General features: G+C 55.3%; 5 protein-coding genes and 1 rRNA gene. 1 reads left to right on the top strand and 5 read right to left on the bottom strand.

Going from position 1 to position 8,309, the window contains the following annotated elements; genetic code table 11:
* Positions 1 to 8 precede the first annotated feature (8 nt).
* From E0E17_RS08160 to pepQ, 5 genes are all read right to left on the bottom strand, one after another.
* Positions 9 to 1,550: ribosomal RNA gene (locus E0E17_RS08160) — 16S ribosomal RNA — on the bottom strand.
* A 399-nt stretch (positions 1,551 to 1,949) separates the two neighbouring features.
* On the bottom strand, positions 1,950 to 2,486 hold the full coding sequence (gene hemG, locus E0E17_RS08150; protein WP_130833245.1) for a menaquinone-dependent protoporphyrinogen IX dehydrogenase: 537 nt from the start codon (positions 2,484 to 2,486) through the stop codon (positions 1,950 to 1,952).
* Between the two features lie 19 nt (positions 2,487 to 2,505).
* The gene (gene trkH, locus E0E17_RS08145; protein ID WP_130833243.1) at positions 2,506 to 3,957 is read right to left on the bottom strand and encodes a Trk system potassium transporter TrkH; all 1,452 of its coding nucleotides are present in this window, start codon (positions 3,955 to 3,957) and stop codon (positions 2,506 to 2,508) included.
* Positions 3,958 to 3,987: 30 nt separating this feature from the next.
* Positions 3,988 to 4,605 carry an IMPACT family protein gene (locus E0E17_RS08140; protein WP_130833241.1) on the bottom strand — a complete coding sequence of 206 codons (618 nt, stop codon included), beginning with the start codon at positions 4,603 to 4,605 and terminating at the stop codon, positions 3,988 to 3,990.
* Positions 4,605 to 5,936 carry a Xaa-Pro dipeptidase gene (pepQ, locus tag E0E17_RS08135; RefSeq protein WP_130833239.1) on the bottom strand — a complete coding sequence of 444 codons (1,332 nt, stop codon included), beginning with the start codon at positions 5,934 to 5,936 and terminating at the stop codon, positions 4,605 to 4,607. Before pepQ ends, E0E17_RS08140 begins: the two co-directional genes overlap by 1 nt.
* A gap of 185 nt (positions 5,937 to 6,121) precedes the next feature.
* On the opposite strand from pepQ, the gene fadB reads away from it, so the two are divergent.
* Positions 6,122 to 8,305, top strand: a complete 2,184-nt coding sequence (gene fadB / locus E0E17_RS08130) for a fatty acid oxidation complex subunit alpha FadB (protein ID WP_130833237.1) — start codon at positions 6,122 to 6,124, stop codon at positions 8,303 to 8,305.
* The last annotated feature ends 4 nt before the right edge of the window (positions 8,306 to 8,309 follow it).

Here is an 8,309-nt window from a genome sequence, read left to right as displayed (position 1 = left end):
CGTTCAGGTAAGGAGGTGATCCAACCGCAGGTTCCCCTACGGTTACCTTGTTACGACTTCACCCCAGTCATGAATCACAAAGTGGTAAGCGCCCTCCCGAGGGTTAAGCTACCTACTTCTTTTGCAACCCACTCCCATGGTGTGACGGGCGGTGTGTACAAGGCCCGGGAACGTATTCACCGTGGCGTTCTGATCCACGATTACTAGCGATTCCGACTTCACGGAGTCGAGTTGCAGACTCCGATCCGGACTACGACGCACTTTATGAGGTCCGCTTGCTCTCGCGAGGTCGCTTCTCTTTGTATGCGCCATTGTAGCACGTGTGTAGCCCTGGCCGTAAGGGCCATGATGACTTGACGTCATCCCCACCTTCCTCCGGTTTATCACCGGCAGTCTCCTTTGAGTTCCCGACCGAATCGCTGGCAACAAAGGATAAGGGTTGCGCTCGTTGCGGGACTTAACCCAACATTTCACAACACGAGCTGACGACAGCCATGCAGCACCTGTCTCACGGTTCCCGAAGGCACTTCCGCATCTCTGCAGAATTCCGTGGATGTCAAGGCCAGGTAAGGTTCTTCGCGTTGCATCGAATTAAACCACATGCTCCACCGCTTGTGCGGGCCCCCGTCAATTCATTTGAGTTTTAACCTTGCGGCCGTACTCCCCAGGCGGTCGACTTAACGCGTTAGCTCCGGAAGCCACGCCTCAAGGGCACAACCTCCAAGTCGACATCGTTTACGGCGTGGACTACCAGGGTATCTAATCCTGTTTGCTCCCCACGCTTTCGCACCTGAGCGTCAGTCTTCGTCCAGGGGGCCGCCTTCGCCACCGGTATTCCTCCAGATCTCTACGCATTTCACCGCTACACCTGGAATTCTACCCCCCTCTACGAGACTCAAGCCTGCCAGTTTCAAATGCAGTTCCCGGGTTGAGCCCGGGGATTTCACATCTGACTTAACAGACCGCCTGCGTGCGCTTTACGCCCAGTAATTCCGATTAACGCTTGCACCCTCCGTATTACCGCGGCTGCTGGCACGGAGTTAGCCGGTGCTTCTTCTGCGGGTAACGTCAATGACGAAGCGTATTAAGCTTCATCCCTTCCTCCCCGCTGAAAGTACTTTACAACCCGAAGGCCTTCTTCATACACGCGGCATGGCTGCATCAGGCTTGCGCCCATTGTGCAATATTCCCCACTGCTGCCTCCCGTAGGAGTCTGGACCGTGTCTCAGTTCCAGTGTGGCTGGTCATCCTCTCAGACCAGCTAGGGATCGTCGCCCAGGTAGGCCGTTACCCTGCCTGCTAGCTAATCCCATCTGGGTTCATCCGATGGTGTGAGGCCCGAAGGTCCCCCACTTTGGTCTTGCGACATTATGCGGTATTAGCCACCGTTTCCAGTGGTTATCCCCCTCCATCGGGCAGATCCCCAGACATTACTCACCCGTCCGCCACTCGCCACCCGGAAAGCAAGCTTTCCTGTGCTGCCGTTCGACTTGCATGTGTTAGGCCTGCCGCCAGCGTTCAATCTGAGCCATGATCAAACTCTTCAATTAAAAGCTTGATTTGCTTCAACTCGTGAAGCGATGCTCAAGGAAAAACGTCGTAATGAATTACGTGTTCACTCTTGAGACTTGATATTTTTTAAGCCCGGAGGCTCCGATATCAATCCTGCGAGTGCCCACACAGATTGTCTGATAAATTGTTAAAGAGCGGTGCGACGCGGCTCAGCCGTCTGTCGCGAGGTGGCGTATATTACGCTTTCCTCCTTCAGAGTCAATCCTTTTTTCAGGATTTTTCTCCGGCGGTTCAGCGGGCTGAACCTGCTGACCCGGCGGCCTGTATGCCGTTGTTCCGTGTCAGTGGAGGCGCATTATAGGGAGTTCTTTTCCCCTGACAAGCGTTAATTACAAAAAACTTGCCGTTTGGGTTAAATTTCGCCAGATTGTATTAATTCAGGGCTTTTTGCCTGGTAATTGCGCGAATTCCTCGGCAAAACGCTGCACTTGCTGCCAGTCGGTATACTCAACCTCTTTCGTTGCGTCCGTTTCCCCGCCGGTCATGCGCATAATCAGCTGAATCATGATGCGATCGAACCAGCGATAGCGCGGATAACGCAGCGCGCCGGCAAAAACCGCACAGCAATCGGGTTGCCAGGGAGACTGCAGCAAAAACTTACGGGTATAGGCGTTGGTTTCTGGTGTGCGCTTTTCAGCTTTGCGCGCGGTCAGGTTAACTGAGAAGAAACCGCCCGGACGTTGCTGCAACGCCTGTAGATGCTGCTGCACAAATTGCCCCACAGCGGGATGAAAATGACCATAGCGGATCGAGGCGCCAATCAGCACGCGGTCATACTGCGACCAGTCGAGTTTATCCGCATGCAGAATGTTCAGCACCTCACAGGCGACCTTCCCTTCCAGCACCTTTGCTATATAAGAAGCGATATCGCGTGTTTGTCCATCGCGGCTGGAAAAAAGAATTAAGGCTTTCATAACGGCTTCCTGTCAAAAATTACTCACGCCAGAATGTCGGCGTAAACAGCACCAGCAGCGTAAAGACCTCAAGACGACCGAACAGCATCGTTAAAATCAGGATCCATTTCGCTACGTCATTCATCGACGTGAAGTTATCTGCCACCACACCCAGTCCGGGACCAAGGTTATTCAGTGTCGCGGCCACCGCAGCGAATGCGGAAAAATCATCCACGCCCGTAGCGATGATCGCCAGCATGCTAACAAGAAATACCAGCGCATAGGCGGAGAAGAATCCCCAGACCGCCTCCAGGATGCGTTCCGGCAGAGCACGGTTGCCCAGCTTGATGGTATAAACCGCATTCGGGTGCACCAGGCGTTTCAGTTCCCGCGAGCCCTGCTTAAACAACAGCAGGATACGGATGACCTTCAGGCCACCGCCCGTCGAGCCAGCACAACCGCCGATAAACGCCGAACACAGCAGCAGTACCGGCAGAAAGAGCGGCCAGTGCGCAATGCTGTCAGTAGTAAAGCCCGCCGTGGTCGCCATCGACACCACCTGAAAAAACGCCTGATTCAGGGTCTGCCAGCTGCTGTCATACACCTGATGCAGCCAGAGTATCAGCGTACAGATCACTACCAGCGTGATCTGTACGCCAATAAACATGCGAAACTCCGGGTCACGCCAGTAAACACGCAGATTACGCCCGCTCAGCATCGAAAAATGCAGGCCGTAGTTACAGCCTGAGATCAGCAAGAATATCGCCACAATAGTGTTAATGGTGGGACTGTTAAAATAGCCGATGCTGGCGTCATGGGTAGAGAAACCGCCGATGGCAATAGTGGAGAAGCTGTGACCGATAGCATCAAAGGCGGACATCCCGGCCAGCCAGAGCGCCACCGCGCAGACGATGGTTAAAACCACATAGATCAGCCATAACGTTTTTGCTGTCTCGGCAATACGTGGTCGCATTTTATTATCTTTCAGCGGTCCCGGCATTTCTGCCCGGTAAAGCTGCATGCCACCGACGCCAAGAATCGGCAGTATCGCCACCGCCAGCACAATGATCCCCATACCGCCCAGCCACTGCAGCATTTGTCGATAGAAGAGAATCGCTTTTGGCAGCGTATCCAGACCCACTAAGGTGGTGGCTCCGGTGGTGGTCAGTGCAGAGAACGACTCAAAAAAGGCATCGGTTACGGACAGGTGCGGCTGTTCCGCAAAGATAAAGGGCATTGCCCCCACGCTGCCCAGCACGGTCCAGAACAGCACCACGATTAAAAAGCCTTCGCGCGGCTTCAGCTCACTTTTCTGTTTACGGTTTGGCCACCAGAGCAGTGAACCAATCACAATCGCCATTAAAAAAGTCTGACTGAACGCACGGCCGGCGCCGTCACGGTAAATCAGGGCCACCAGGCCGGGGACGATCATGGTGACCGAAAACAGGATCACCAGCAGACCGACAATGCGGGTAATGGCACGAAAATGCATTCAGCCGTTTCCTTTACAGAAATAAGAAAGTCACTGTTTCAGCGGGATCAGCATTAACGTGCCCCGACTAAAGTCTGACAAATTTTGTGCAACCACGTCGGCCTGGCCATACGGCAACGCCAGCAGGAGATCGATTCGATCCAGAAAGCGGCTCTCTACCACTTCACCATCATACCGTTGCAGGATACGTTCTATATCGTTCAGTTGTGCATAGTCACATTGCAGATGGAAACGCTGCATGGGCACTTTGCGCTTTCGCGCCAGCTGCTTTAGTCCCTGCTGCACGCCGCCGCCATAGGCTTTCACCAGACCACCGGTGCCCAGCATAATGCCACCGTAGTAACGCACCACCACTGCGGTGATTTCACCCATCTGACTGCCCATCAGTTGCGCCAGCATCGGTTTACCTGCGGTGCCAGAAGGTTCACCATCATCAGAAAAACCGAGCTGCTGTGAATCGTCAGGCGCCCCGGCAACCCAGGCCCAACAGTGATGACGCGCAGCAGGATGCTCCGCTTTAACCTGCTGCACAAAGGCACGCGCGGCCTCCACTCCTTCGGTATGGGCCAGCAGCGTAATAAAACGGCTCTTTTTAATGGTTTCCTCGCTGCTGGTCACGGGCTGCGCAGGAATATCATAAGCGTTCATCAGGCCAGATGCAGATCGCGTGTCATGTTTTCAATCCGGTTGGCATGAATCACGACATTATCCTCAATACGCACGCCGCCGTACGGTCTGAGCGCATCAATGGTCTGCCAGTCGAAGTACTGGCCGTACTTACCTTCACGCCATGGGGCAAGCAGCGAGTCGATAATATACAGACCCGGCTCAATGGTCAGCACCATTCCCGGCTCCAGCGTACGTGTACAGCGCAGATAAGGATACTGTTTTGGTGCCGCCAGATGGGTGCCGCGATCGTCCTGCATAAAGCCAGCCACATCATGAACCTGAAGACCCAGCGGGTGGCCAAGACCATGAGGCATAAAGGGAGCAGTAATATCTTCTGCCACCAGCGCCTCTTCGCTCAGCCCTTTCACCAGACCAAACGACAACAATAATTTCGCAATACGCTGATGCATTTGCAGATGATAATCGGTGTAGCGTACCCCTGCCTGCAGCGTATTGATCAGCGCCAGCTCCTCTTTATTCATCGCCTCAACCAGCTGGGCATAAAGCGAGTGACTCTGCGCGGCATAGCTGCGGGTCAAATCCGCGGCGTAACCGAGATACTCTGCGCCCGCATCAAGCAGGAAGCTGTGGCGTTTCGCGGGCGGCTGGTGATCCAGTCTGGTGTAGTGCAGCACGGCGGCGTGTTCATTTAGCGCGACGATATTGCTGTACGGGACATCCGTATCGCGATGTCCGGTTGCGGAGAGATAAGCAATATTGATATCGAACTCACTCAACCCGGAGAGAAACGCCTCTTTCGCCGCACGGTGACCGGCTACCGCCAGCTTCTGCGCCTCGCGCATACAGGCCAACTCATAGTCGGTTTTATAGCTGCGATAATAGTGCAGGAAATCGATCGCCTGCTGGGGGTTCACCTTATCAGCGCTAAAGCCAAGCTGCGCGGCACGCGCAGGATGTGCGCCAATATAAGCGACATTTTCGCGCTGTACAGGCAACAGCTGACCAATCTCATCCGCCTTTTTCAGCCCGATAACGTCAATATCGTCCGTCCAGAAGCTGTTCGGCAGCGGCTCAACGTTGTGCCAGTAATCCACCGGCGAGTAAAACCATAATTTTGGTTTATTCACGCCATCCACCCATAGCCAGCAGTCAGGCACCTGGGTAACCGGCACCCACGCTTTGAACTGAGGGTTCACTTTAAACGGATAGCTATGGTCATCAAGAAAAACAGTTAACAGCTCACCTGAATGGATCAGCATGGCATCCAGTTTACAGCGGGTCAGCATCTGCTGAGCGCGCTGCTGCAGCGTAGCAATATGCGTGTGATAAAGGCGTTTAAGGGAATCCATAATTCTCTCTCCGGCATCGCGAAATGGCCGCAGTGTAGCACAGCCCGACGGCGGATGCCGTGTTCCGGAGGCTGTGATCTTGTTAGCAAATAAGCAAAATCTCGTTTGCAAAAAATTAACATGGCTCCCACACTCTCGGTCATCTGGTATGACCAGATCCCCATTGGCAGTTTCAGGAGACGGACATGCTCTACCAAGGCGCTACCCTTTCTCTCAAATGGCTTGAAGATGGCATCGCCGGGCTGGTATTTGATGCTCCCGGTTCGGTCAACAAGCTGGATGTACGTACCGTTGCCAGCCTCGGCGAAGCGATTACCGTTCTGGAGCAGCTGCCGACGTTACGCGGCCTCCTTATCAGCTCCGCCAAACCTGCGTTTATCGTGGGTGCTGACATCACTGAATTTCTCTCGCTGTTTAATACCCCGGGCGAAAAGCTGAGCCAGTGGCTGGCCTTTGCCAATACTATTTTTAATCGTCTGGAAGATCTGCCGGTGCCCACCGTGACCGCCATAGATGGCTATGCGCTGGGCGGCGGCTGTGAATGCGTTCTGGCTACCGATCTGCGTATCATCACGCCAAAGGCGCGCATCGGCCTGCCGGAAACCCGCCTGGGCATTATGCCGGGCTTCGGCGGCAGCGTGCGCTTACCGCGCCTGCTGGGGGCAGACAGCGCGCTGGAGATTATTGCGGCGGGTAAAGATGTCGATGGCTATACGGCGCTGAAGCTGGGGCTGGTGGATGCAGTGGTCGCGCCAGAAAAATTACATGACGGCGCGCTGACTATGCTGAAAGCGGCGATTGCCGATGGCAGCTGGCGTCAGCGTCGTCAGCCAAAGCTGGAGCCGTTAAAACTCAGCCCCATCGAAGCGGCGATGAGTTTTACCAGCGCCAGGGCACTGGTGATGCAGACCGCCGGCAAGCATTACCCCGCCCCTCTGACCGCAGTGAAAACCATCGAAGCGGCAGCAGGCCTCGGACGTGACGAGGCGCTGAAGCTGGAAACCGCGGCCTTTGTACCGCTGGCGCAATCAGACGAAGCCCGGGCGCTGGTAGGGATTTTCCTGAACGAACAGTATGTGAAAAGCCTGGCGAAACAGCGTGCGCAGGATGCCGGTACGCCGGGTCAGGCAGCCGTATTAGGCGCAGGCATCATGGGCGGCGGCATTGCTTACCAGTCGGCGTTAAAAGGCGTGCCGGTCAAAATGAAAGATATCAATGCACAGGCGCTGACGCTGGGCATGCAGGAAGCGAGCAAGCTGCTGAACAAGCAGCTTGAGCGCGGCAAAATTGATGGCAAAACCCTCGCCAGCGTGATCGCCACCATTCAGCCAACGCTGGATTATGCCGGTTTCGAACACGCCGATATTGTGGTGGAAGCGGTAGTCGAAAATCCCCGGGTGAAAGCGCAGGTACTGGCCGAGACAGAAAAACATCTGCACGACGGGGCGATCCTCGCCTCCAACACCTCGACCATCCCCATCAGCCAGCTGGCGCAGGCGCTGCAGCGGCCAGAGAATTTTTGCGGCATGCACTTTTTCAACCCGGTGCCGCGTATGCCTTTAGTCGAAGTGGTGCGCGGCGAGAAAACCGCCGACGCCACCCTGAGCAAAGTGATGGCCTGGGCCAGCAAGATGGGTAAAACGCCGATCGTGGTGAATGACTGCCCGGGCTTCTTCGTCAACCGCGTGCTGTTTCCCTATTTTGCCGGTTTCAGCCTGCTGCTGCGTGACGGCGCCGACTTCCGCCAGATCGATAAAGTGATGGAAAAACAGTTCGGCTGGCCCATGGGCCCCGCCTGGCTGCTGGATGTGGTGGGCATTGATACCGCGCACCATGCGCAGCTTGTGATGGCCGACGGCTTCCCGACGCGCATGAAGAAAGATTATCGTGATGCCATTGACGTGCTGTTTGAAGCCCAACGCTACGGACAAAAAAATCAGCGCGGCTTCTGGCGCTGGGAAGAGGATAAAAAAGGCAAGCCGCAGAAAATCGCCGATCCTGAGGTAGACAACCTGCTGCAGACCATCTGTGAGCCTAAACGCGTGTTCAGTGATGAAGAGATTATCCAGCGCATGATGATTCCGATGCTGAATGAAGTGGTGCGCTGTCTGGAGGAAAAAATTATCGCCTCGCCAGCGGAAGCGGATATGGCGCTGATTTATGGCCTGGGCTTCCCGCCCTTCCGCGGCGGCGCCTTCCGTTACCTGGATACGCTGGGCAATGATCGGGTGCTGGCACAGATGCAGCGCTATCGCGAACTGGGTGCACTGTATCAGGCGCCTGCCCTGCTGGAACAAAAAGCGCACCAGCATGAGAGCTGGTATCCCGCCGCCAAACCGATGGATGACGCCGCGCTGAAAAGCGCGTGAGGAG

This window comes from [Erwinia] mediterraneensis, assembly GCF_900604315.1.
Classification (GTDB): Bacteria; Pseudomonadota; Gammaproteobacteria; order Enterobacterales; family Enterobacteriaceae; genus Pantoea; species Pantoea mediterraneensis_A.
Note: the sequence above shows the minus strand (reverse complement) of the source record. Positions and strands in the feature narration are given on the sequence as shown.